This is a genomic window from Clostridium sp. UBA7339 (genome assembly GCF_002470865.1).
GTDB classification, from domain to species: Bacteria; Bacillota; Clostridia; order Clostridiales; family Clostridiaceae; genus Clostridium_J; species Clostridium_J sulfidigenes.
On record NZ_DKPI01000006.1, the window covers coordinates 685,881 to 710,629 of the forward strand.

At 29.2% G+C, this 24,749-nt stretch carries 23 protein-coding genes; 10 read left to right on the forward strand and 13 right to left on the reverse strand.

Annotation, left to right across the window (positions count from 1 at the left end; genetic code table 11):
• Nucleotides 1-260 precede the first annotated feature (260 nt).
• Complete coding sequence (locus tag B2S02_RS06665) at nt 261-1,487, reverse strand: dicarboxylate/amino acid:cation symporter (protein ID WP_346878543.1); 1,227 nt, start codon at nt 1,485-1,487, stop codon at nt 261-263.
• Between the two features lie 177 nt (nt 1,488-1,664).
• Between B2S02_RS06665 and B2S02_RS06670 the strand changes: the two genes are divergently transcribed.
• Nucleotides 1,665-2,522, forward strand: coding sequence for an AraC family transcriptional regulator (locus B2S02_RS06670; protein ID WP_346878542.1), 858 nt, complete (start codon nt 1,665-1,667; stop codon nt 2,520-2,522).
• Nucleotides 2,523-2,573: 51 nt separating this feature from the next.
• On the opposite strand, the gene B2S02_RS06675 is transcribed toward B2S02_RS06670, so the two are convergent.
• From B2S02_RS06675 to B2S02_RS06695, 5 genes are all read right to left on the reverse strand, one after another.
• Nucleotides 2,574-2,711: a clostri-philic family protein gene (locus B2S02_RS06675; RefSeq protein ID WP_346878541.1), complete on the reverse strand. Its 138-nt coding sequence runs from the start codon at nt 2,709-2,711 to the stop codon at nt 2,574-2,576.
• 66 nt (nt 2,712-2,777) lie between these two features.
• On the reverse strand, nt 2,778-3,596 hold the full coding sequence (locus B2S02_RS06680; RefSeq protein WP_346920463.1) for a M55 family metallopeptidase: 819 nt from the start codon (nt 3,594-3,596) through the stop codon (nt 2,778-2,780).
• A gap of 25 nt (nt 3,597-3,621) precedes the next feature.
• Complete coding sequence (locus B2S02_RS06685; RefSeq protein ID WP_346878539.1) at nt 3,622-5,010, reverse strand: aldehyde dehydrogenase; 1,389 nt, start codon at nt 5,008-5,010, stop codon at nt 3,622-3,624.
• A gap of 289 nt (nt 5,011-5,299) precedes the next feature.
• Complete coding sequence (locus tag B2S02_RS06690; RefSeq protein ID WP_346877758.1) at nt 5,300-5,983, reverse strand: hypothetical protein; 684 nt, start codon at nt 5,981-5,983, stop codon at nt 5,300-5,302.
• Between the two features lie 87 nt (nt 5,984-6,070).
• Nucleotides 6,071-6,640, reverse strand: coding sequence for a helix-turn-helix domain-containing protein (locus B2S02_RS06695; RefSeq protein ID WP_346848559.1), 570 nt, complete (start codon nt 6,638-6,640; stop codon nt 6,071-6,073).
• 391 nt (nt 6,641-7,031) lie between these two features.
• Here B2S02_RS06695 and B2S02_RS06700 point away from each other — a divergent pair, with 391 nt between their 5' ends.
• Together B2S02_RS06700 and B2S02_RS06705 are read left to right on the forward strand one after the other, a co-directional pair.
• Complete coding sequence (locus tag B2S02_RS06700) at nt 7,032-7,745, forward strand: flavin reductase family protein (protein ID WP_346877756.1); 714 nt, start codon at nt 7,032-7,034, stop codon at nt 7,743-7,745.
• A gap of 33 nt (nt 7,746-7,778) precedes the next feature.
• The gene (locus tag B2S02_RS06705; RefSeq protein ID WP_346920464.1) at nt 7,779-9,683 is read left to right on the forward strand and encodes an NAD(+) synthase; all 1,905 of its coding nucleotides are present in this window, start codon (nt 7,779-7,781) and stop codon (nt 9,681-9,683) included.
• 128 nt (nt 9,684-9,811) lie between these two features.
• Here B2S02_RS06705 and B2S02_RS06710 read toward each other — a convergent pair whose 3' ends face one another.
• Nucleotides 9,812-10,234, reverse strand: coding sequence for a DUF327 family protein (locus B2S02_RS06710; protein ID WP_150846056.1), 423 nt, complete (start codon nt 10,232-10,234; stop codon nt 9,812-9,814).
• 100 nt (nt 10,235-10,334) lie between these two features.
• On the opposite strand from B2S02_RS06710, the gene B2S02_RS06715 reads away from it, so the two are divergent.
• The 6 genes from B2S02_RS06715 (at nt 10,335) to B2S02_RS06740 (ending at nt 17,878) form a co-directional block, all read left to right on the forward strand.
• Nucleotides 10,335-10,901: a chromate transporter gene (locus tag B2S02_RS06715; protein ID WP_346848556.1), complete on the forward strand. Its 567-nt coding sequence runs from the start codon at nt 10,335-10,337 to the stop codon at nt 10,899-10,901.
• Nucleotides 10,902-11,450, forward strand: a complete 549-nt coding sequence (locus tag B2S02_RS06720; RefSeq protein ID WP_346879520.1) for a chromate transporter — start codon at nt 10,902-10,904, stop codon at nt 11,448-11,450.
• 324 nt (nt 11,451-11,774) lie between these two features.
• Nucleotides 11,775-14,426: a cation-translocating P-type ATPase gene (locus tag B2S02_RS06725; RefSeq protein WP_346848554.1), complete on the forward strand. Its 2,652-nt coding sequence runs from the start codon at nt 11,775-11,777 to the stop codon at nt 14,424-14,426.
• Nucleotides 14,427-14,826: 400 nt separating this feature from the next.
• Nucleotides 14,827-14,970 (forward strand): hypothetical protein, encoded by a 144-nt coding sequence (locus B2S02_RS06730; protein ID WP_346879519.1) that lies wholly within the window; start codon nt 14,827-14,829, stop codon nt 14,968-14,970.
• A 207-nt stretch (nt 14,971-15,177) separates the two neighbouring features.
• Nucleotides 15,178-16,458, forward strand: coding sequence for a helix-turn-helix domain-containing protein (locus B2S02_RS06735; protein WP_346879518.1), 1,281 nt, complete (start codon nt 15,178-15,180; stop codon nt 16,456-16,458).
• A 361-nt stretch (nt 16,459-16,819) separates the two neighbouring features.
• Nucleotides 16,820-17,878, forward strand: a complete 1,059-nt coding sequence (locus tag B2S02_RS06740; protein ID WP_346920465.1) for a hypothetical protein — start codon at nt 16,820-16,822, stop codon at nt 17,876-17,878.
• A 58-nt stretch (nt 17,879-17,936) separates the two neighbouring features.
• Here B2S02_RS06740 and B2S02_RS06745 read toward each other — a convergent pair whose 3' ends face one another.
• The 6 genes from B2S02_RS06745 to B2S02_RS06770 all read right to left on the reverse strand — a co-directional run bounded on the left by B2S02_RS06745 (nt 17,937) and on the right by B2S02_RS06770 (nt 21,224).
• Nucleotides 17,937-18,434, reverse strand: coding sequence for a hypothetical protein (locus B2S02_RS06745; protein ID WP_346920466.1), 498 nt, complete (start codon nt 18,432-18,434; stop codon nt 17,937-17,939).
• Nucleotides 18,434-18,613: a helix-turn-helix domain-containing protein gene (locus B2S02_RS06750; protein ID WP_035133168.1), complete on the reverse strand. Its 180-nt coding sequence runs from the start codon at nt 18,611-18,613 to the stop codon at nt 18,434-18,436. The genes B2S02_RS06745 and B2S02_RS06750 overlap by 1 nt, the downstream gene beginning before the upstream one ends.
• 38 nt (nt 18,614-18,651) lie before the next feature.
• Entirely contained in the window at nt 18,652-19,098 is a 447-nt protein-coding gene (locus B2S02_RS06755; protein WP_346879563.1) for a DUF2975 domain-containing protein, read from the reverse strand.
• Nucleotides 19,099-19,244: 146 nt separating this feature from the next.
• The gene (locus B2S02_RS06760; protein ID WP_346877752.1) at nt 19,245-20,081 is read right to left on the reverse strand and encodes a CvfB family protein; all 837 of its coding nucleotides are present in this window, start codon (nt 20,079-20,081) and stop codon (nt 19,245-19,247) included.
• A gap of 38 nt (nt 20,082-20,119) precedes the next feature.
• Nucleotides 20,120-20,617: a GAF domain-containing protein gene (locus tag B2S02_RS06765; RefSeq protein ID WP_346848548.1), complete on the reverse strand. Its 498-nt coding sequence runs from the start codon at nt 20,615-20,617 to the stop codon at nt 20,120-20,122.
• A gap of 94 nt (nt 20,618-20,711) precedes the next feature.
• Nucleotides 20,712-21,224 (reverse strand): gamma carbonic anhydrase family protein, encoded by a 513-nt coding sequence (locus tag B2S02_RS06770; protein ID WP_346848698.1) that lies wholly within the window; start codon nt 21,222-21,224, stop codon nt 20,712-20,714.
• 483 nt (nt 21,225-21,707) lie between these two features.
• Here B2S02_RS06770 and B2S02_RS06775 point away from each other — a divergent pair, with 483 nt between their 5' ends.
• Nucleotides 21,708-24,707, forward strand: a complete 3,000-nt coding sequence (locus tag B2S02_RS06775; protein WP_346920467.1) for a vitamin B12-dependent ribonucleotide reductase — start codon at nt 21,708-21,710, stop codon at nt 24,705-24,707.
• Nucleotides 24,708-24,749: the final 42 nt, after the last annotated feature.

The following is a 24,749-nucleotide window of genomic DNA, read 5'->3' on the forward strand; positions in this document are numbered from 1 at the left end:
ATAAATAATTATAACATTATATGGATATTATTTAAATTATTGTAATAAAACATTTAATCTTATATTATTCTATAAATTAACTATTTTTTTGAATTTATAAATATTTTTTATCAACTAATCAGTAAAATTTGTAATTAAATAATCTAATTAATAAAATATTATCAATAAGATTGAATAAAAATAAGGCTATTTCAGTCAGTTGAGATAGCCTTATTTCTATATGCAAAATTTATATCTGTACTTTTATTATAAATTTTATTTTAAATCCTTTTCTTTTCTGTAAATTTAGATATTACCATGGTACAAACCGTGTTACCTGCAGAATTTAATAAGGTTGCGGGCGCATCAATTATAGTTGCAATAACTAACATTATTGCTAAAGCTTCTGGAGGAAATCCAAATATACTTAATATTAGCATCTCGCCAATGGAACCACCTACTGGTATAGCACCAACAACAGCTCCTACTAGTAATCCCACCATGAAAATAATAGTTAAAGTTCCCAAGCTATTAATGTCTCTTCCGAATATCGCAAATAAAAACATTATCTTATATATTCCACCTATCACTGAACCATCCTTATGGATATTTACACCTAAAGGCATAACTATATTAGCTAAGGAACTAGATACTCCCATATTTTTAGCTGCCTGAATATTTACTGGAATACAGGCTGCACTAGAACATGTAGCTAATGCTGTCACTGATGGTCCTGTGGAATTTCTCCAGAAAGCTTTTATACCTTCTTTACCCCCTGCTATATAGGCATAGAGAGTAAAGAATATAATAAAATATACTATAGATACTATCAAATACAGTACAAATACCTTTGCATATCCACTTAATATTTGACTTCCTAATTGACCAACTACGTTGGCAAAATATGCTGCTAATCCTATTGGAGCATAATACATTATTATATTTATCACCTTATTTACTACTATAGCGCCACTACTTAAAAAATTAGAAAACTCCTTTCCTTCTTCTTTTGCTAACATAGTTCCAAAACCTATAAGCATAGAAAATATTATAAGTGCCAATAAATTACTTCTAGATAACAACTGTGAAAAATCCCCTACAGTAATACTAGAAACTATTTTTTCTAAAAATCCTACTTGCTCCCTAGGTACAACTTGAGCACTATTCATTAACTCTGTAAACATAGACGAATTTAGTCCCTGTGCAGGATTAAAAATTTTGAAACTAGTTACCCCTATTATTCCTGATATAATAGCCGTACATACAAATACTACTATTGTAATTCCAAGTATCTTTCCTAATTTTTTTGAGCTATCCATATTAGCAATAGCCGATGAAATACTAAAGAATACTAATGGTATCAGTATTGTAAATATTAAATTTAGAAATATTGTTCCCAGTGGTGCAAAAATACTTGCCCTTTCTCCCATGATCAACCCTATAACTCCACCTATAATAACTGAAATTATTAAAAATATCGAGGACTTATAATTTTTTAAAATCTCCATTTTTCCTCCTCCTTAAATAAAATAATATAATTAGTAATTTAATTTTCATATATGTTATAATCTTATTATATTCAACACTATGTACAATAAATATTGAATATACTGTTTAAAACATTGCAAAAACTGCTTTTTTAATAATATGATAAATGAAGTATATTTAGTTTTGGAGGTATCTTTATGGATAACACATATTCAAGTAACAAATCTGGATATCTTAATAAAGACTTTCAGCTTTTTCATATAAAGGACAAAAAAAATCAAGAATTCGAGTTTCATTATCATGACTTTAATAAAATAATAATCTTTTTATCTGGAAAAGTTACTTATTTAATTGAAGGGAAGGCTTATTATTTAAAGCCTTGGGATATTCTACTTGTAAACAATCATGATGTGCACAAGCCTATTATCGATTCTAATGAGACCTATGAACGTATAATTATTTGGGCTAATTCAGGTTTTATTGAAAATCATAATTATGAAGGTTGCGATTTATCAACTTGCTTTAAACTAGCAAAAGAGAAGAGTTTTAATTTAATAAGACTTGAAGATAAATTTCAAAATAACCTTAAAAATATCATATCTTCCTTAGAAGTATCATTTAACTCTCAAGATTTTGGAAGTAAACTTTTAGGTAACTCCCTCTTTATTCAACTAATTATATATCTTAACAGACTTTATCTTGATAAAACTTATATTACTACTAAGGATTCTTTAAAATACGATAAACAAATTGAAGAGATTTTAAAATATATAAACAATAACCTATCACAAGATCTATCCATTGAACTTATATGTAAGGAATTCTTTATAAGTAAATATTATTTAATGCATAAATTCAAAAATGAAACTGGGTATACTCTTCATAACTATATAATTCAGAAGAGATTATTTATGGCTCAAGAACTTATAAAATCTGGTGAGCCTGTAACTAAGGTTAGTTCTCTCTGTGGATTTAAGGATTACTCTAGTTTTCTACGTAGCTTTAAAAAGCTCTTTCACAAATCACCCCGAGAATATATAAATGCAATAAAATAAGCTGTCTCAAAATAAACTACTTCTGAGACAGCTTCTTAAAACACAATTTAACTATTTTATTTCATTTCCGTTGAAATCTTTAAATTCAGGCTTATTTCGCGGATCCCCAACATTGTTTTGATTCTCATGAAGCTTTTGTCTTCTTTTTCCCTTCTGAGCTGGATTGTTAGAACCTGATTTTCTCTTCATAATAAACACATCCTTTCCTTAAATAGTTTCTACTTTTTTTAAGGTTTTATGTGTTTAAATTAAGTGTTATCGCATCCAAGCCCCAGCCAAGGTAATTAGACCACTTCTTATTTTATAAGCTTCCATAATATCCTTTGCCTTGTACTTAATTCTGTTAGGTTCTATAAGCTGAACTCCTGGAATACATAAGGTTCCTTCTGCCATACCACTATCCATAAAGGCTATTTCTAACTCTACTTCATCATCTAATATGTTAGGTTCTACTAATTTATTATAAATAGCTTTTTCTGCTGATGATTCTAACATTTTATGAACTCTCTTTGGCTGTATGCATTCACCTACATATCTACTGTGAGCTTTTTTAACTTCTACAGCTTCTATATTCTTGTTAAATTCTTTAGCTTGACTTGTTAAAATGTTATCTCCTGATGTCATTACCACTGGAACTTTAAAATATCCTGCCAATAAGGAGTTAAATTCAAACTCTCCTACTACTTTTCCATTTAGTCTTATCTCTGATACCACAGAGCTATTATAACTGTGGGCTAAAACCCCTGAAGTATTATGTCTTCCATGATATCCTATCAGCATAGCTGCATCAAAAGTATTATTTATACCCTCCATCATGCCAAGAATTTTTTTATTTCCACTAATTAATACTACATCTTCATCTAACTCTTCAATGAGAATACTTGTCATAGGACCGTGAGAATCATTTACTAGTATTTCTTTTGCACCTGCTTTTTTAATTCCTCTTATGACTGCATTTACTTCTTCTGTCATAAGCTTTCTTGCTCTTTCATAGTTATAGCCACCTTCATTAGTAAATCCCCAGTTAGTTACTCCACTGATTCCTTCAATATCCACTGAAATATAAATTTTCATAAAACTCCCCCTTATCTCATTCAATTTATTTCATAAGTTTTTTTACATTACTTAGATTTTTATTATTAAAAGGTGGAAAAACTATTGGAATATTTATTTTAGTAGTTTTTCTTACAACGCTTCTTCTATGAGAAAATGTCTTAAAGCTTTCTTTACCATGATAAGCTCCTATACCTGAATTTCCAACTCCTCCAAAAGGTAACTCCGGATTAGCTAAATGAGTTATTGTGTCATTTATACAAGCTCCACCTGAAGATATCTCTTCCAAAACCTTTTCCTCTACTTCGTAGTTTTCAGTAAATAAATACAGAGCTAATGGCTTTGATAGTTTTTTAATTTCCCCTATTATCTCATCTAAATTACTAAAGCTTATAATTGGAAGAATAGGTCCAAAAATCTCTTCTGACATAGCTGCACCTTCCCATGAAGCATCTATAAGTGTAGGTTCAATATATCTTTTTTCTCTATTTACTTTTCCACCATATATTATTTTATCTGCCTCTTTATCTAATATATTTTTAAGCCTTATGAAGTGTCTATCATTAACAATTCTTCCGTAGTCTTTACTCTCCATAGCATCCTTACCATAGAAGCTTTGAATTTGCAATTTTAATTCCTTAATTAATTCATCTTTCACCTTGTTATTTACTACTACATAATCCGGTGCTACACAGGTTTGACCTACATTTATAGTCTTGCCCCAAATTATACGCTTAGCTGCCACTCTAATATCTGCACTTTCATCTACAATTACAGGACTTTTCCCACCTAATTCTAAAGTAACAGGAACTAGGTTTCTTGCAGCAGCTTCCATTATTATTTTCCCAACTTGAGCACTCCCTGTAAAGAAGATGTAATCAAAGGTACCATTAATCAATGAAGTGTTAGTTTCTATTCCACCTTCTACTGAGCGTATATATTCCTTAGGGAAGGTTTCAGTAATCATTTCTGTAATTACTCTTGATAAATTGGGCACATTTTCAGATGGTTTTAATACTACACAATTTCCAGCAGCAAGTGCTCCCACCAAAGGTTCTATCAAAAGTTGAAATGGATAATTATAAGGCCCTATAATTAGAACCGTTCCATAGGGCTCAGAAATTACAAAACTTTTTGCAGGAAATAAGTACAAAGGCGTTTTTACCTTTTCTTTCTTTGCCCACTTCTTTAAATTCTTTATAGTGTGACTAATACTACTTAATACAAAGCCTACCTCTGTAGTATAAGATTCAAACTCACACTTTCCTAAATCTTTATATAATGCTTCATATATTTTATATTCATACTTTTTTATAGCAGACTTTAAACTTCTTAATTGATTAATACGAAAATCTATATTACGACTTTTTTTTGACTCAAAAAACTTATAGTGATCTTCTATAATTTTATCTACATCAATTGAACTTAATTCCATAAACCAAATCACTCCTTATTATACCTATTTCAATAACTATATTTTATACTATTTTTACATATTATACTACATAGCTCCATAGCAAAGACCTACTTAAAAATTTTATTTTTAAGTAGGTCTTTCAAAGGGATAATTTATTTCAAACAGCTTAAGAATTCATAATTTAAAAATATTTAATATAATAAATATTAAAATTTTTAAAATTTATCTTATATAACTATTTAAAATTTTACCTAGGATACGATTTAAATATTTACCTATAGAACTATATAAATATTTAAATAGTTAACTAGTTGTTTACACCATGCGGGTTTGAGAGTTTTTTCATCTCGTTATATCCCATAAATACAATCCATACATAGGCTAAAGTCTTAGGTATCATAAGAATTCCTATGATCGGTAAAGTATTGGACCATAGTACAACAGGAATATAGAATCCAAAAGATAAAATTATTGCAATAGGCATAAATTTAAATCCTTTATCATTGTTTTCTTTAATTTTATTATGGAAAATCCATATGATTATAAGTCCTATTAATGCAAAAGGAATGTTACGATATATTCCCCAGGAAACTGGAGCATTATATGATAACCATTGGTTTTCTGGGAATGCACATAATATAATCCTAACAATAGCTAATCCATAAATAATATTAGTTAAGCCTTTTTTGTCTTTGACATCATAACGAATTCTCCATATATGATATAGCACTACATAAAATATAGTCATTGTAATAGATGTAATTAGTTTTCCTACTCCTAAAGCCGCAGCATTAGCTTCTAAACCAGTGGTAACTAATCCATAAGCCCTTGGAACTAGATGAAATGCATCTCCACATCCTAAAATCACTGCCATAATTCCAAATAATCTGTATTGTTTATTTTGTCCACTTTTCTTAATCATAATAATTCCCATTATTATAACTGTCGAAAGATAAAGAATATCAAAAAGTGTTTCCATAATCCCTTGCATAATATATCACCTCGCATTTTTATTTGAACATAGTTCATTTTTAAGTATATAGAATGCTGTAAGTTAATACAGCATTTTTATTTAACTTTATTTAAAATAAATAATTCTCTTTAATGCTTCTATAAAAAAAGTTATATCCTCTTCCTTAGCCTTAAGCATAACTAACATGTTGCTAAAAATAAATTTAGCCACTTTTTCCTTAGTTAAATTGTCTGTCCAAGTTTCATCACTAATATTATCTTCTGAATCTAAGAGATTAACTATACTTTCACTAACTTTTTTAAAAAATTCGTGTTCTTTTTTTCTTCCTAGAGATTTTTCACTACTACTTAATAAAGATAACTGATCTATCCAATTTTCTTGAAATTTATCTAAGTAAACAAAAATATTATTATATAATAGCTCTATCTTTTCAAAAATATTTTTTTCACCCATTAAGCATGTATGAAAATCAGTAAAGGCCTCTCTCCAAAAATCTTCAACAACCGCTAACACTAATTCACTTTTTGTGGAGAATGAATTATAAACTGTACCTACTGAAATTTTACATCTACTGGCTACAGCTCTTATATTTATTGCTGCAATTCCATTCTCTAAGGCAATTTCTTTTGCTCCTTTAAGTATAATCTCTCTTGGGTTTTCTGAGAACCTATTCATTATATCTACTCCTTGTTTGAACTACGTTCAAGTTAATTATATATCAAATTTTTTTATAGGTCAATATGTCTTGTTATTTTAGCCTAACTGATTGAAGCTAAATTCTCCTTATATAAGTTAAGAATTTCCCTATATTTATATTATAATATAAGGTTATGAATAAAAACACACTGTTTACACTTAAAACTCCCCGAAATTTCTTATACCTACTAAAACGGGTAATCAAAATTAAAGATTAATTTAAATTATTGTACTATAATAAATATCTATAGCTTAGATGGTTATTATTTTTGATAAATATACCCAACTTGCTATATAATACATATGAGACAAAAATAATTAAGTTTATTTATATTAGGTTTATGTTAAAATTAGAAAGTGATGTGATATTATGGCTAAAACTACTTTTAAGGGTAGTATTATGCTAAATCCTGTTCCAGCAGTGATGATAACTAGTAGAAATTCTGAAGGAAAGGATAATGTATTTACTGTAGGCTGGATAGGTACAGCTTGTACTAAGCCACCTATGATTACAGTTGCTATTCGTCCTGAAAGATTATCCTATGAATATATAAAACAAACTGGTTCCTTCGTAGTAAATCTAGCTTCTAGTAATCTAGTTAAAGCTGTGGATTACTGTGGAGTTAAAAGTGGAAGAACCAATGACAAGTTTAGGGATATGAACTTGTCTCTCAGTGAAGCTAAGGATATTTCCTGCGGTATTATTAATCAATGTCCCGTTGCCTTTGAGTGTGTAGTAAAATCTATAACTCCCCTAGGTACCCATGATTTATTTTTAGCTGAAATAGTTAACTGTCATGTGGAAAATACACTTATCGATGAAAAAGGGAAAATTCACTTTGATAAAGGAGACCTACTTTCATACTCTCATGGTGAATACTTTAGCTTAGCTCCTAAGCCTATTGGAAAATTCGGATATTCTGTGGCTAAAAAAACTACTATTAAACTTAAAAATAAAGGCATAAAAAAACATAATGAAACCACAAAAACTGCAATAGTGGAGAAAGAACAATTACATAATAAAAAAAATATTAAGAGTAATAAACCTAAAAAAACTAAAACTAAAAAAAGAACTCGTATATAAGAAATATCTTTAATATGAAAGGTGCGATGTTTAATGAACTTTATAAAGGTTGGTTCTGCTTGTCCTATTACTAAGGTAGCAGATGTTGACTTTAACTTAAATGAAATAAAAAAATGTGTTGAAAAAGCTATAGAAGAACAAGTTAAAATTTTAGTTTTTCCTGAATTATCTATAACCTCTTATAGTTGTGCTGATTTATTCTTTCAACAAAAACTACTAAAAAAAGCAGAAGTAGCTATTGAAAATCTTTGTGTATTTTCTGAAGGAAGAGATATGTTATTTGCTGTAGGTGCTCCTTTTGAATATGATGATGTGCTTTATAATGCAGCTTATCTTATCTTTAATGGTAAAGTTTTAGGTATTGTTCCAAAAAGTTACTTACCTAATGCTTCTGAATTCTATGAAAAACGTTGGTTTAGCAGTGGTCTTAATATAACTTCTAGAATAGTTAAACTTCCTTTCCAAGATAATATATATTTTGGAACTAACCTAATATTTAGAAGTGGTGATATTAGTATTGGAGTGGAAATTTGTGAAGACCTTTGGGTTACTATTCCACCAAGTAGCTTCTTATCTTTAGCTGGTTGTAATGTAATATGTAATTTATCTTCATCTAATGAGTTAGTTAGCAAGGCTGACTATAGAAGAGCCTTAATTGAAAATCAAAGTGCTAGATGTATGAGTTCCTATATCTATTCTTCTAGTGGAGTCTTTGAATCTACTACTGATGTATTATTTAGTGGCCATCTTTTAATCAGTGAAAATGGTGGAATCTTATCTGAAAATGAAAGATTTAATCGCGAAAATGAAATTATTACAGCAATTATTGATGTAGATAAATTAAAGGCTGAAAGATTAAAAAATATAAGCTTTAGAGATAATAAAGTTTTAATTCCTTTTGATATGGAAACTATATACTTTGATTTTAACAATATAGCTATTAATAATTTTGATAAATATATAGATAAACATCCTTTTGTACCTAGTAATCCTCTTGAAAGAGATAAACGATCTAAAGAGATATTTAATATTCAAACTTCAGCTCTTGCTAAAAGATTTGAGCATACTGGCTTAAAGAAGGCAGTTATAGGAATTTCTGGCGGTCTTGATTCTACTCTAGCTTTTCTAGTTGTAGTAAAAACCTTTGATATGTTGAAAATGCCTAGAGAAAATATTGTAACCATTACTATGCCTGGTTTTGGTACTACAGATAGAACCTATAATAATGCCTTAGATCTTTGCAAGTACCTAGATACAGACTTAAGAGAAATAAATATTGTACCTGCTTGCCTCCAACATTTTAAAGATATTGGTCATCCTGTAGAGCAACATGATGTAACCTACGAAAATGTTCAAGCAAGAGAAAGAACACAAATTCTTATGGACCTTGCTAATAAAGAAGGTGGACTGTTAATTGGGACAGGGGATTTATCTGAGTTAGCTCTTGGTTGGTGTACTTATAATGGAGATCATATGTCCATGTATTCTGTAAACTGTTCTATTCCAAAAACCCTTGTAAGATACCTAGTGGATTATGTGGCTGACCATGAAAGCACTCCTGATATAAGTAAAATCCTTATTGATATTTTGGATACCCCTGTAAGTCCAGAGCTACTTCCTAAGGACAAAGATGGAAACATTACTCAAAAGACTGAAGATATTGTAGGACCTTATGAACTTCACGATTTCTTCCTATACCATTTCATGAAACATGGTGCTTCTAAGGAACGTATAGAATTCTTAGCTAAGGCTGCCTTTAAGGGGATATATGATGACGAAGTAATTAGTAAATGGCTTAATAAATTTATGACTCGATTCTTCACTCAACAATTTAAGCGTTCAGCTCTACCTGATGGTCCTAAGGTTGGATCTATAAGCCTTTCTCCAAGAGGAGATTTAAGAATGCCATCAGATGCTAGCTATAACGGATTTCTTTAACTTTAAAAATATAATTAAATACCACTGGTAATTGTCTATTTATTACCAGTGGTCCTTAACTTAATATATAAAATATTAAATTATAGTATAACTTAATAATGAAGATAATTAGAGATATTAATTTATAATTATCTATAAATATCTACAATGAGACCTGATATTTCATCTATAGTGCTAGCTATATCTAAGTTTTCTCGTTCTTCATTAAGTAGCATCTGTGTTAGTTCTTCTAATTTATTGTCAATAGTCTCTACTGTAACAAAGTATTGAGTTTGCCAAAAGCTTATATCCTTTTTTATGGAATACATAAATGAAAGTACTGATTCTAGATATTCTTTTATTTCTTTTTTATAAGCTCTAACATCAGCATAGCACTTTGAAATTACAAGTCTGCTACCTTTAGATTTTATATTTTTAAGCATTTTCTTAAGATCTTCTTCTGACTTTTGCTCTCTAGCAAAGCTAAAATTTTTAGAGAAGTCCTGTTTGTTATTTACAACTTTACTTTCTCTTTGTATTGGAGTATTTCTTCCTACTTTTGATATCTCCATGTGAACACCCCCTTGTCCTTTAATTATATTATAAATAAGGTTAAGGATTTTAGCTATATTTTCTTACTATTTACAGATTAAATTAATTTAGGAGGCAATTATGAAAACTTTAATTAATATGTTTATAACCTTCTTTAAGATAGGTGCCTTTACCTTTGGTGGTGGTTATGCCATGATTCCACTTATTGAAAGAGAAGTTGTAGATAAAAACCATTGGATAGACAAAGATGAATTTATAGATATAATAGCTATATCTCAAAGCTTTCCTGGAGCCTTAGCAATAAATAGCTGTACCTTCATTGGATACAAAATTAATGGAGTTCTAGGAGCTATCCTAGGACTTTTAGGTGTAGCCCTTCCCTCCTTTATCATTATAGTAATTATAGCTATGGCCTTCAGTAAATTCAGAAACCTTTATGTCATTGAACTTATCTTTAAAGGCATCAATGCTGCCGTTCCCCTTCTAATTTTAGTAGGTGTAAATAGCTTGGCAAAGGTTTTAGATAAAACAGCTGTTAATATAATTATTGTAATAGTCACTGTAATTCTTAGTGTATTTATGAATGTTAATCCTGTATATTTAATTCTTATTGCTGCTGTATATGGAATATATATTAATAGAAATCACCACATTGATAATTATAAAAATACAAAGGAGGAAAATTAGATGCTATTACTAAAGCTATATTTAGCCTTTCTTAAAATTGGAACCTTCGGCTTTGGTGGTGGATACGCTATGCTTCCTTTAATTCAAAAGGAAATTGTAGACAACAATGCTTGGCTATCTCAAACAGATTTCATGGATATCATAGGTATATCTCAAATGACTCCTGGTCCTATAGCTATAAATGCTGCAACCTTTGTAGGCTATAAAACTGGCGGAATTATAGGAAGTGTTCTATCTACACTAGGGGTTGTCACTACATCCTTCATACTCATATCCTTTGCTAATTACTTCTTTAATAAATTTAAAAATTCAAAGATACTAGCTCATGCCTTAAAAGGAATGAGACCTGCTCTTATTGGACTTATAATTTCTGTATTTATAACTCTTAGCTACGAGTCCTATAGAGATTTAAACAGTTTAATAATAGCAGCAATTATTGGTTTTCTACTTTATAAAACTAAAATTCATCCTATATTAATTATTGTTATTGCAGCATTATTAGGTATATTATTCTATGGAATGATCCCTAATTTGCTTGCTAAGTTTTAATAAAAAATATCTTGTAATTTATTAGTACATCCCTTATAATTAATGTATAAAATATAATTACATATGAGGGAGTAATTAGTAGGATTATCCTATGGCAATGTCAACATCTTGGCTTTAAGTCTGGCTTTGCATTAAATAATGAGACTCATGTATAGTGCTTACGCTATATATGAGTCTTTTCTTTTTACATACATTACCTACATATGTGATTATGTTTTTGCAAATATTAATAAAAGAATATCTTTTATTAAATCTATGTAAGTTTTACTAACTAAATCTTAGATTTAGAGTATGGCTTAACACTATTAATTATGAGGTGATTTTATGTATTTTAATGACTCTATTGACGATGTTATAGGTAAGTTTAACACCAACCCAGATACTGGTCTTACTTCATCTCAAGTTGAGGAAATTAGGTCCAAGTATGGGTCTAATAAACTGGCATCAAAAAAGAAAAAAACTAAAGTCCAACTATTCTTTGCACAACTAAATGATATTCTAATTTATATCCTTATAGTTGCAGCTATACTATCTGTAGTTGTAGGAAAAGAAATAAGTGATGCAATTATTATCGGTATTGTTATTTTAGTTAATGCAACAGTTGGAATGATTCAAGAGTCTAAAGCCGAGAAGGCCCTTGATGCATTAAAGGAATTATCAACACCAAAGGCTATAGTAAAGCGTAATGGAGAATTAATAGAAATTCCTTCAGAGGAAGTAGTCCCTGGTGATGTAATTATCATCGATGCAGGTAGATTTATTCCTTGTGATATTCGTCTTATAGAAAGTGCTAACCTTAAGGTAGAAGAATCTGCCCTTACTGGTGAGTCTGTTCCTGTAGACAAGAATGCAAATCTTATCCTTGAAGATGAAAAAGTATCTCTTGGTGATAAAAAGAACATGGTATTTATGTCTACCTTAGCTACCTATGGTAGAGCTACAGGTATAGCTGTAGCTACAGGTATGAATACTGAAATTGGTAAAATAGCTAAAATGCTTGATGAAGGTGAAAATGAGCTTACACCTCTTCAAAAGAAACTTGAACAACTGGGAAAAGTTTTAGGTATTGCTGCTATTGGTATCTGTGCTATTATGTTTGCAGTCGGTTTATTACAAGATAGAGCTGTTACTGATATGTTCATGATTTCTATCAGCCTTGCTGTTGCGGCTATTCCTGAAGGTCTTGCTGCTATTGTAACTATAGTTCTTGCTTTAGGTGTTCAAAGAATGATAAAGCAAAATGCTATTATTAGAAAATTACCTTCTGTAGAAACTTTAGGTTCTGTGAATATTATATGCTCTGATAAAACTGGTACATTAACTCAAAATAAAATGACAGTAGTTAAATACTTTGCAGATAATAAACTAAAAGAAGTTAAGGAATTCAATATAAATAATGATGGCGAAAAACTTTTACTTGAAAACATAGTCCTTTGTAATGATGCTACTTCTACGGCTACATCAAAAACTGGAGATCCAACAGAAATAGCACTTTTAGATATGGGAAATATGTTTAACGTTTTTAAAGAAGAGTTAGATAAAACTCATAAAAGAGTTGATGAAATACCTTTTGATTCTGACAGAAAATTAATGACTACGGTAAACTCTTATGAAGATAAATTTAATGTAATGACTAAGGGTGCTACTGATAATCTTATTAATATATGTACTTCTGCTTATATTAATGGTGAAGTTGTACCTATGACTGAAGAAATTAAAAATGGTTTCTTAAAAGTTGCTACAGCTATGTCAGACGATGCTTTAAGAGTTCTAGGTGCTGCTTTTAAAACTGTTAACTCTACCCATGTAGAAGTTGATGAATTGGAAAAAGACTTAACATTCATTGGTCTTATTGGTATGATAGACCCTCCTAGACTAGAAGTTAAAGACTCTATAGAAATTTGTAAAACTTCTGGCATAAAAACTATAATGATTACTGGTGACCATAAAAATACAGCCTTTGCTATCGCTAAGGAACTATCTATTGCAGAGGATATAAACCAAGTAGCTAGTGGTGCTGACATAGATAACTTAACTGATGAGGAACTTTCAAGTAGATGTGAAAATCTAAGAGTTTTTGCTAGAGTATCTCCTGAGCATAAGGTTAGAATAGTTAAAGCCTTTAAATCTAAAGGAAATATTGTATCTATGACTGGCGACGGAGTTAATGATGCTCCATCCTTAAAGGCTGCTGATATTGGTGTAGCTATGGGTATCACAGGTACTGACGTTGCTAAAGGTGCCTCTGACATGGTATTAACAGATGATAACTTTTCTACCATAGTAGCAGCTATTGAAGAAGGTAGGAATATATTTAATAACATAAAAAAATCTGTAATATTCTTAATTTCTTGTAATGCCGGTGAGATTGTTGCTCTATTCTTTGGTATTCTCTTCGGATGGGCTGCACCACTTAATGCAACTCATATATTATGGGTTAATCTTATAACAGACTCCTTCCCAGCTCTTGCCCTAGGTGTAGACCCTGGTGATAAGGATGTTATGAAACATAAACCAAGAAGTCCTAAGGATAGTTTATTTAAGGGTTCTTTATTTACTCTTTTATTTAATGGTGTGTTAATTGGTATATTAACCCTTATAGGTTTCATTTATGGAGTTAACAAATACGGAGATGCCGGAGTTACTCTTGTTAACATAGCTAACAATCCTGAAGCTTTGATGCATGCTCAAACTATAGCCTTTGTAGTTCTTAGTGGAACTCAACTGATTCATTCTTTAAATATGAGAAGTTCAGATAAATCCATATTTAAAATTGGTTTGTTCTCAAATATGTATTTAATCTATGCAATGGTTGTTGGTATCGCATTACAAATGGCAGTTATTTATATACCGCCAATTGCTAGAATGTTCAATGTTATACCACTAACTTTAGCAGATTGGGGACTTGTTATTGTTCTAAGCTTAATACCTTTAGTTATAAATGAAATAATTAAACTATTTATCAAAGATAAATAAAAAAAGACAAATTTCAATAAAATTACAAGTAACTCATAAAAGGCAGTATTAATGTCTTTTATGAGTTACATTTAAATTATAATACATTTTAATTACTTTTTCATTTTTATACATATTTATACAATGAGGAGAGATTTATGACGTAAATTTGTTGTTACTTTTTATATTTTATTATTGTAATTATACATATTATGTTATAAAATATAATTAATTACTGTGAATGTATTTTAAATATATACTAATAATCATCTTATATCGACATATAAATAATATTTTATAAAAAGTAACTGTTAATTATATACTTTTTTAAGATACATTGTGCATTAAAATAATTCTCAACTTTATCTTGTTCATAATTTTAAAGCTTAATATAAATATTAATATTAAAGGAGTGAATTTTATGAAAACTAAACTTACTAAAGGTATAGTATTTTTATGTGCACTAACTTTAACTGCTTTTATCGGAATTTCATTATATGATGTAGGTCAAGAAGAGGGTCCACTAGGACAAGCGCCCATATCTATACAAATTTACAACTTATAATTATTAACAGATTAATTTCTTACACTATTAAATTTTAGCTATATCTATAATAAAACTTTATTATAGATATAGCTAAGAATACTAATGGTACAATAGGTGAAATAGTAAATTTAATACATATACTGGAACTAATTATGCATTGCCTTTACATATAATTACCTATAAAATATAATTAACTATATTTATTTAAATAAGGGGGTGAAGGATTTGGATTTCTTAAGTCCTGGAAAAAGATTAAAAGCTCTTAGACAACAACTAAATATCAAACAAGTAGAACTAGAAGAAATCGGTGTTTCTAGAAATTATATTAGTATGGTTGAAAGTGATAAAAGAAATCTTACCGGAGTAACCTTAGCAAATTATCTTAAGTTTATGCAAAACAAAGCTGATGAGCTTGAAACTAATATCAATTTAGATGTAAATTATTTACTTCTTCCTGAAAAAGAAGAAGCACGAAACTATTGTCATATGAAATTAGATTTAACCTTAAGTCATAAAAATTTAGATGAAGTTATAAAAATAGGTGAAAAATACAAATTAGAAGACATACTTTTAAAATCTTACTTATTAAAGGGAAATCTACTATATGATGAAAATTCATATAATACCGCCTTTGTATATTACTATAAAATACTAGAAATTCATAATGATAATAAAGATAACAGTAATAAATCTTTTGCATATATTAAGCTTTCTAAATGCAAGATTATGACTCTATCCTATGAAGAAGCTCTCACATATTTATTTAAAGCCTATTCCTATTGTAAAGAGTTTAATGACGATACTAATCTTAGAAATTGTTTATATAATATAGCTCTTGTATATAAAAAATTAGGTGAATATGATAATGCTCTTATATATATAGATGAGTTGCTAAATATATGTGATTGTGATACCAATATAAACGTGTATATAATTAGCATTATCTTAAAGTGTAATTGTTATCTTAAGAAAAAAGATTACCACCTTGCTTTAACTATATATTTTGATATTCTAAATAACTTTAGTGAAAATATTGGAGTTCACTTAGGATTGATTTATAATAATATAGGATGTATTTATTGTGAGATAAATGAAATAGATAAATCTATTGACTATTTTAATAGATCAATTAGCTTTAGAAAAGTACATGATATTAAAAATTTGAATTCTAGTATTATAGATATGTCTTCTGCATATGTAAAAGAAAATTCATATGATAAGGCTATAGAACTATTGTATGAAGGTATAGCTTTATCTGAGAAATATTCTAACATAGAGTTTTTAATAAGAGGCTACTCTATATTGGAAGATATTTATATAAAATTAAATGATAAAAATAAACTTGAAGAGATATATCTTGTATTAGTAGAAATTTTAAAAGAAATAGATGTAGTTAAAGTTTTAGGTATTTACATAAAGCTGTCTCTACTGTATATGGATATTGGGAAATATGATAAATCTAAAGAAATTTTATACGAAGCTAACAATGTTCAAAAACTTTTATAAAAAAGTGATTCAAAATTTTGAATCACTTTTTTATTTAAAATACGTATACTTATGCAAACTTATAAAATATTATAAATTTCTAAAACTTTCATGTTCAAAAAATGACATAATGATGACAACATAGGATTTGTAGTTACAACAATTTTCTATATAGTTAATTTTACCATCTTTCTTTATTTATACATAAAATTTTCCTTATATTTTTATGATATACATAGTATTTTGTTATTGATAATTTCATTTCATTTCTATTATCCAAATGTTGCACTAATTGTTAAGTTACTATAGACTAATATATATGAACATAATTTAATTTGCTTAAATATGAGTAAAAGGATTTTTATTTTACTTGAATAAGGGGATGAATGATTTGATATTAAGTGAAGAAACTAAAGCTAGAACTTATTGCACGGATAAACTTAGGTTAAATTTAACTGCTGATGAACTTGATGAGGTAATTCATATTGGAGAACTTAATAAGTTAATAGATATACTTCCTTCTCTGTATATTAAAAAGGGAAATCTCTTATATGATAAAAATCTATTTAATGAAGCTTTTGTATTCTATGCTAAAACCTTAGAATTATATAATGCTATTCCTACCAAAGATGATGATATGATATTTATATATAATAAATTAGCTAAGTGTAAAATCAAAACCCTTTGTTATGAAGAGGCCTTAGCATATCTATGTACATGCCACTCTTTTACTTTAGAAAATAAGGATAAAAATAATTATTATAATTGTACCTATAATATAGCTTTAACCTATAAAAAGTTAAATGATTTTGATAATTCTATTCTTTATATAGATAAATTATTAGGTGCTGTTGATATTAATAATGACCTAACCAGATATATTCAAGGAACAATTTTAAAAGCTAACTGTTATCTTAGTAATAGTTCTAATTTTCAAGCCATAACTCTATATAAAGAGCTTCTTCATACCTTTGGAGATAAATTAGGAATCTATAAAGGATATATCTATAATAATTTGGCATTAGCCTATTCAGATGCAAATAATAATGATGATTCTCTAAAGTATTTTAATAAGGCCATAGATTTTAAAACTTCTAATGATAAAGATAGTCTTGACAGTACATTAATGTATATGGCTAAGTTATATATGAAAATCGATTCTAATAAAGAGGCTATATCTAAAATTAAATATGGATTAAATCTGGCTAAAGAATATTCTCACAGTGAAGCTTTACTACTAGGATATAGTCTTTTAGAACAAATATATAGGGGACTAAATGATATTGAAGAACTTAGAACTCTCTATTCTGAAATGATAGAAACCTTTAAAGATGTTGATCCTAATATAACTATGGAGATATACTCAAAACTTTCTAACCTTTTGCCTGATGCTATTGGATATAATAAGTTAGACACTATTTTTAGAGTAAGTAAACTATAAATTAAAACTTAATACAATAAAAGGATTGGAAGTTCCAATCCTTTTATTTAGTCTTAAATCATCTATAAGATTCGTATATTTCTAAAGTATTACCATCTAAAATAAATACAATAAAATCACTTTTATTATTTTTATCCATATAAAAATATTTAGCTTCTTTGCTTAGTTTTTCTATTACTTTTTCAGGATTACCATCAGATATACTAATTTCCTTATGATTTATTTTATCTCTATCTTCTAATAGCATAACACCATCATAGGATATTTTAAAAGGTATCTCCTCATAGTTAAACCACTGAAAAGAATTATTTAATTTCTCTAAGTCTTCTTCATCATGGTAAATTACTTCATTAATTTCATCTCCATCACCGCCAAAACCCCCTCTAGTACTTCCTATGAGAGTTAGTTTATCTGGTTTAGGTAATTTTATGTTCCAATTGGCTTCTAGGCATTCTGTGTAGGTTGGAAGTATTATAGGTCTTACTTTAATATAAGTTAATAGTAAAATTATCGTAACTACAATCTCTAATATTGTAGCTAAAACTTTCTTCTTCATTACTCCTCCTTATATTCCAATATATCACCAGGTTGACAATCCAAGGCCTTACATATAGCTTCTAAAGTAGTAAATCTTATTGCCTTTGCCTTATTATTTTTTAAAATAGATAAGTTAGCCATTGTTATGCCAACTTTTTCTGAAAGTTCAGTAGCGCTCATCTTTCTCTTAGCCATCATTACATCTACGTTAACAATTATCAATTAATCCACCTTCCTTATATAGTAAGATCATTTTCTTCTTGTAGTTCAATTCCATTATTTATAAGCTCTCTTACTACTGAAGAAATGATAAATACCATCATGGTAGCAAAAGTTATAACTATACAAATTAAATTTTTATATAAGAATATTGTTCCTGCTAAATAAGTAACAAAAGCTATGAATGAGCATATACTTATCACCTTTAGCGACTTTATACTCTCTTTACAAAAAGGACTTCCTTTTAATAGCTTTCCACTTAATTTCATTACTGAAATAAGTATTAATAAAAATGGTATATAAGTTATATATAAGAATATTTTTATTCCTCCACCTATATCTAACCCAGCAGTAGATATATTACTAAGATACCAATTTACTATATTAGGTAATGTTGCTCCAGCTATTATAGTTATAACTACTGATAAAACTGATACAATATATAGTATCTTTCTAAATAACATATTTTTCAAATTTATCACCTCTAACCAAAGCTTATCACAAGAGGCTTTTTACGTCAATAAATATTTATTGTTATTCAATAAATATAATATTACTTAAAAAGCTACCTCAAAATAATTCTGAGATAGCTTTTAACTTTATTCATATTTTATTTTAACCTAGTACCATTTTCATCTTGCTCTATAAGTCCTTTTTTCATCAGTGCCCCTAAAGATCTCTTAAAGGCATTCTTGCTAGCCTTAAAATATTTTTTTATATCATCTGGATTAGACTTATCATTAAATCTCATTGAACCTTGGTTCTTCTTTAAGTAGCTAAGAATAACCTCCTCTAATTCTCCCATTTCCTCAAGACGAGGTTTTCTTGTGGTGATTTGAATTTTACCATCATCAAAGTATTTCTTTACTCTAGCCTTTATTTTATCACCAATGGAAATGTCGTCATAACATTCACTTTTTAATATAATTCCTCTGAATGTATTGTCTATAGCTACAACTAAATTTCCATTAGAATGTTTTCCATAAACTACGCCTTCTACCTCTTCTCCAACATTATAATGAGTAGTATCATGTAAGTATCTATCTACTCTAGTTGTTGCAGCTATTCTGTTAGTTTTATCTACATATAGATAAAATAAATATTTTTTGTCTACTTCTAATTCAACGGGTGCTTCCCTAAATGGAACTAATACATCCCTTTCTATACCTATGCTAATAAAGTATCCTATTCCAGTCTTATCTACTACTTTTAAGTAAGCTAACTCTCCTACTTGAGCTTCTACTGGCTTCATAGTAGCTATAGGTCTGTCCTTAGAGTCTCGGTATACAAATACATCTACTTCATCCTCTACGCCTATTTCACCCACTATATTTCCCTTTGGTATTAGTATGTCTTCAGAAGTTGTCTTTCCCTCTGCATCTAAATAATATCCAAATTCACAACTTCTTGATACTTTAAGAGTATTAATTTTTCCTAATTCTATCATTTATTTTCTCCTATCCACTTTTAAAACTTTGCTTATATTTATAATTGACTCCAATCAATATATTTATTAAGCTTATCTACAAATTTTATTAAATATTTCTCTTCTAATTCTGTAAATGTGTTAAATTCATAACTATCTATATCTAGTACTCCATAAACCACATCATCTTTTATTATTGGAATTACTATTTCAGAATTTGATGCCGAATCACAGGCAATGTGTCCTGGAAAATCATGAACATTATCTATTCTTTGAATTTTCTTAGTTGCTACTGCTGTTCCACATACGCCTTTTCCTATAGCTATTCTATTACAAGCTGGTAAACCTTGAAATGGCCCTAAAACTAGCTCTTCATTTTTTACAAAGTAAAATCCACTCCAATTTAATTTATCAAAAATAGCATATATAATGGCAGATGCATTAGAAATATTTGCATATATATCTTTTTCCGAACTTAACTGGCCTTCTAAGAGGATTAACATGTATTTATATTTTTCTTCTGTAGTCATTTTTTTTATTACATCTAACTTTATCAAAACTATCTCTCCTAGCATAATTTTATTATCTAAAACTACATAAAATTCAAATTGCTTATTATAAGGCTACTTGTATTGCTTCAATAGCATTATTTCACTCTTGAATTTCTTTATGCTCTCTTCCCATATTAACATAATTCTCAGCTGAAGACTTTATAGATTTAATTTCTTCTTCTGTTAACTCCCTTACCACCTTAGCAGGGCTTCCTATACATAATACTCCACTTGGGATTATTTTGTTTTGAGTTACAAGGCTTCCTGCTCCTATAATTGTATTATCTCCTATTTCAGCACCATTTAGTATTATTGATCCCATTCCTACTAACACATTATTTCCTACATTACACCCATGAATTATGCAGTTATGACCTATGGTAACATTATCTCCTATCCTAGTTGATATTCCAAAATCATTATGTACTGTAGAATTTTCTTGAATGTTAGTATTTTTTCCTATACTGGTGGTATCCATATCACTTCTAATTACCACGCTATACCATACATTAGTATTTTCTCCTATAGTTACATCCCCTATTACCGTTGCATTTTCTGCTATAAAACATGTATCATCTATAATTGGTGTATTCCCTTTAATTGCTTTTATCATTTTCCATCCATCCTTTATACTTGAAATTTCCATAATTTTCATTCAACCATTTTAATTTCTTAAAACTATATGAACACAACAATAATTATTATCTTTTATATAAGGTAATGATACCATAATTTAAAAGTCTATTGTGTAATAATTTATTTTTTCCTATTATTCATCACCTAATTACTGAATTATGTATTTATTTTTCCATATGTATTATGAAATTATATTAGTTTGTAATAATTTTTATAACTTTGTCATAAAATTTTATTAGTTAATCAGTTGAAGTGGTTAGGGTACTGAAATCTACTTAATTTAAGGCTATTTTCAGGTGTGAACAAGCACAGTTTAATGGAAATTTCAATAGTTGTAAGAAAAAAAATTATATAATATAATACAACATATAGTGCAAAAGCACATTTCGGACACAATATATAGTATATGAAGTATTTAGGGGGTGACTTGCTAATCATAACAGTGTGATTAGCTTTTATAATGAAGAGTATTAACAATATAATAAAAAGATACTACACAAAAGAGTTAGAAACTAATAAAGATTTGACAGTATACGATTTATTCCAGTGGAAAAAAGTTGACGTAATTTTAAAAGACTATAAAAAAGGTACCATTCTCGTAGATATGAAGGACTTAGAATTTCCAATTCACTATTCACAAAATGCTTGTGATATAATTGCTTCTAAATATTTCAAAAGAGCTTTAGTACCTAATGAAGTAGGCTATGAAAATAGTCTTAAAATGGTGGCACATAGATTAGTTAATTTTTGGTGTGCATCTCTAAAGGATGAAGGTTTAATAACTAATGATGAGGAGTTTACAATACTTTATGATGAATTAGTTTATTGCTTCTTAAATCAAATGTATGCACCAAATTCACCCCAATGGTTTAATACTGGATTAAAGCTTTCTTATGATATAGCTGGTGAGCATCAAGGTCATTTTTATTATGATGAGAACTTAAAAAAAGTTGTTAAAAGCGTAGATAACTATACTAGAACTCAAGCTTCTGCTTGCTTTATTTTATCTATACAAGATAAACTTTTAGGACCTCATTCAATTTCTGAGCAATATGTAACAGAAACTAAACTATTTAAGGGTGGTTCTGGATGTGGAACTAACTATTCAACTCTTAGAGCTAAAGACGAAAAGCTTTCTGCTGGTGGAATTTCTTCAGGTGTTATGAGCTTTTTAAAGGGCTTTGATAGAAATGCTGGAACTATAAAATCTGGTGGTACTACAAGACGTGCAGCTAAAATGGTTTGCCTTGATATAGATCACCCAGAAATTAGAGAATTTATAAATTGGAAGGCTAGAGAAGAAGATAAGGTTCGTGCTTTAGGTAAAATGGGCTATGATGCTTCCTTTGAAGGCGAAGCTTATGAAACTGTATCCGGTCAAAACGGTAATAACTCTATAAGATTCAGCGATGAATTCATGAAAAAAGTTGAAAATCTATCTGAAAATCCAGATGAAGTAATAACTTTAAAGGGAAGAATAGATGAAAAAATTAATAAGGATGTTAAAGTTAGTGAGCTATGGGACGAATTCAACTTAGCTTCATGGCAATGTGCTGACCCAGCACCTCAATTTGATGATACCTTCAACGCTTGGCATACATGTCCCGGTGGTGAAGATGGAGACCTTGGTGCAAAGCATAATAGATTAAATTCTACTAACCCATGTGGTGAATATGCTTTCTTAGATGATACATCTTGTAACTTAGCTTCAATTAATATATATAAGTTCTATAACAAGGATAGTAAAGTATTTGATTTAGATGGATATGTTCATATGGTATCTTTGCTACAACTTATGCTTGAATCTTCTGTTCACTGGGGTCAATTCCCAACAGAAGATATTGCAAGAAAAACATATATGTTTAGAACAACAGGTCTTGGAATTGCAAACCTAGCTTCTCTTCTTATGGTAATGGGTTATGCTTACGATTCAGAAGAAGCTAGACAATTAACTGCTTCTCTAATTGGAGTGCTTACTGGAGCTTCTTACGTTACTTCTGCCCTTATGGCTGAAAAAGTAGGACCATTCGAAAAATATGACATTAATAAAGATGCAATGCTTAGAGTAATAAGAAATCATGGAAGGGTTGCAGGAGCGCTAGATAGTGAATACGAAGACCTTCACTATAGCCCTGTGGAAGTTAATCATGAAATTCTTAAGGTAGAAGGTAATACTGAGCTATCTGAACTTTTAAAAACTCTTTGGCAAGAAGCTGTAGAGTATGGTGAGAAATTTGGATATAGAAATGCTCAAGTATCTGTAATAGCTCCAACTGGAACAATTTCATTTGCTATGGATTGTGGTGCTACTTCTATTGAACCATACTTCTCCCACTTTGTTTATAAAAAATTATCCGGTGGTGGATTTATGACTATAGTAAATCCAATTATAGAAGATGCCCTTGATAACCTTGGATACTCACAAGATGAAATTAAAGACATAGTAGATTATATTCTTAGAAAAGAAATGGTTAATGAAAATGGATATGAGTATGAAAAAATTATAGATGGTAAAATTGAAGGAGCTCCTCATCTTAAAGAAGAACATATTCACATTTTTGATACAGCAAACAAATGTGGAAGTGGTGAGAGATATATTAAGCCTATGGGACACGTTCTAATGATGGCTGCCATCACACCTCTTATATCTGGTTCAGTTTCTAAGACGGTAAACCTACCTAAAACAGCTACTGTAGATGACTTTAAAAAGGTTGTCCTTGATTCTTGGAACCTTGGGGTAAAAGGAATATCTCTTTATAGAGATGGATGCAAAGCTAGTCAACCTTTAAATACAGTTTTAGAAGAAGAAAATGATGCAGATTTAGAAAAGCTAACTTATGAAGAGCTTTTATCTAAAGCTAAAGAACTACAAAATCAAACTACTTCATCTACTGTATTTACTCGTGAAAAACCAATTGGTATTAGATTTGGAACTACTCATCCTGCTCAAATAGATGATGTTAAAATATACACTACAGTTAATAGAAGAACAAATGGGGAAATTTCTGAAATTTATATAACTACAGATAGAGAAGGAACTATAATAACTGGACTCTTAAATTCTCTTTCTAAATCTATTTCTGTAATGCTACAATATCACGTTCCTGCAGCAGATATTGCTAAAATGCTTAGAGGCCAAAAATATGAACCTTATGGCTTTGTGCAAAAACATCCTTACATTAAGCATGTTAGCTCCATCTCTGACTTAATCAGTAAAGTTATAGATATTGAGCTTGGTGACTATTCTCGTTGCCAAATTAAACCTAACCCTAAGGATATGGTAAAACCAATAATTCATCATAATGAAGTATCTACTACTTCTATTGACCATGGGAAATCAGAAATAAAAGGTGAGCGTATTTACTCCGAGGTTTGTTCAAACTGTTCAAGTACAAACTTAGTGAGAAATGGTACATGTAAGGTTTGTCAAGATTGTGGAACAACCACTGGATGTAGCTAAAATTATACATGATAACTAAAAAGCCAGGCAAATTATTGCCTG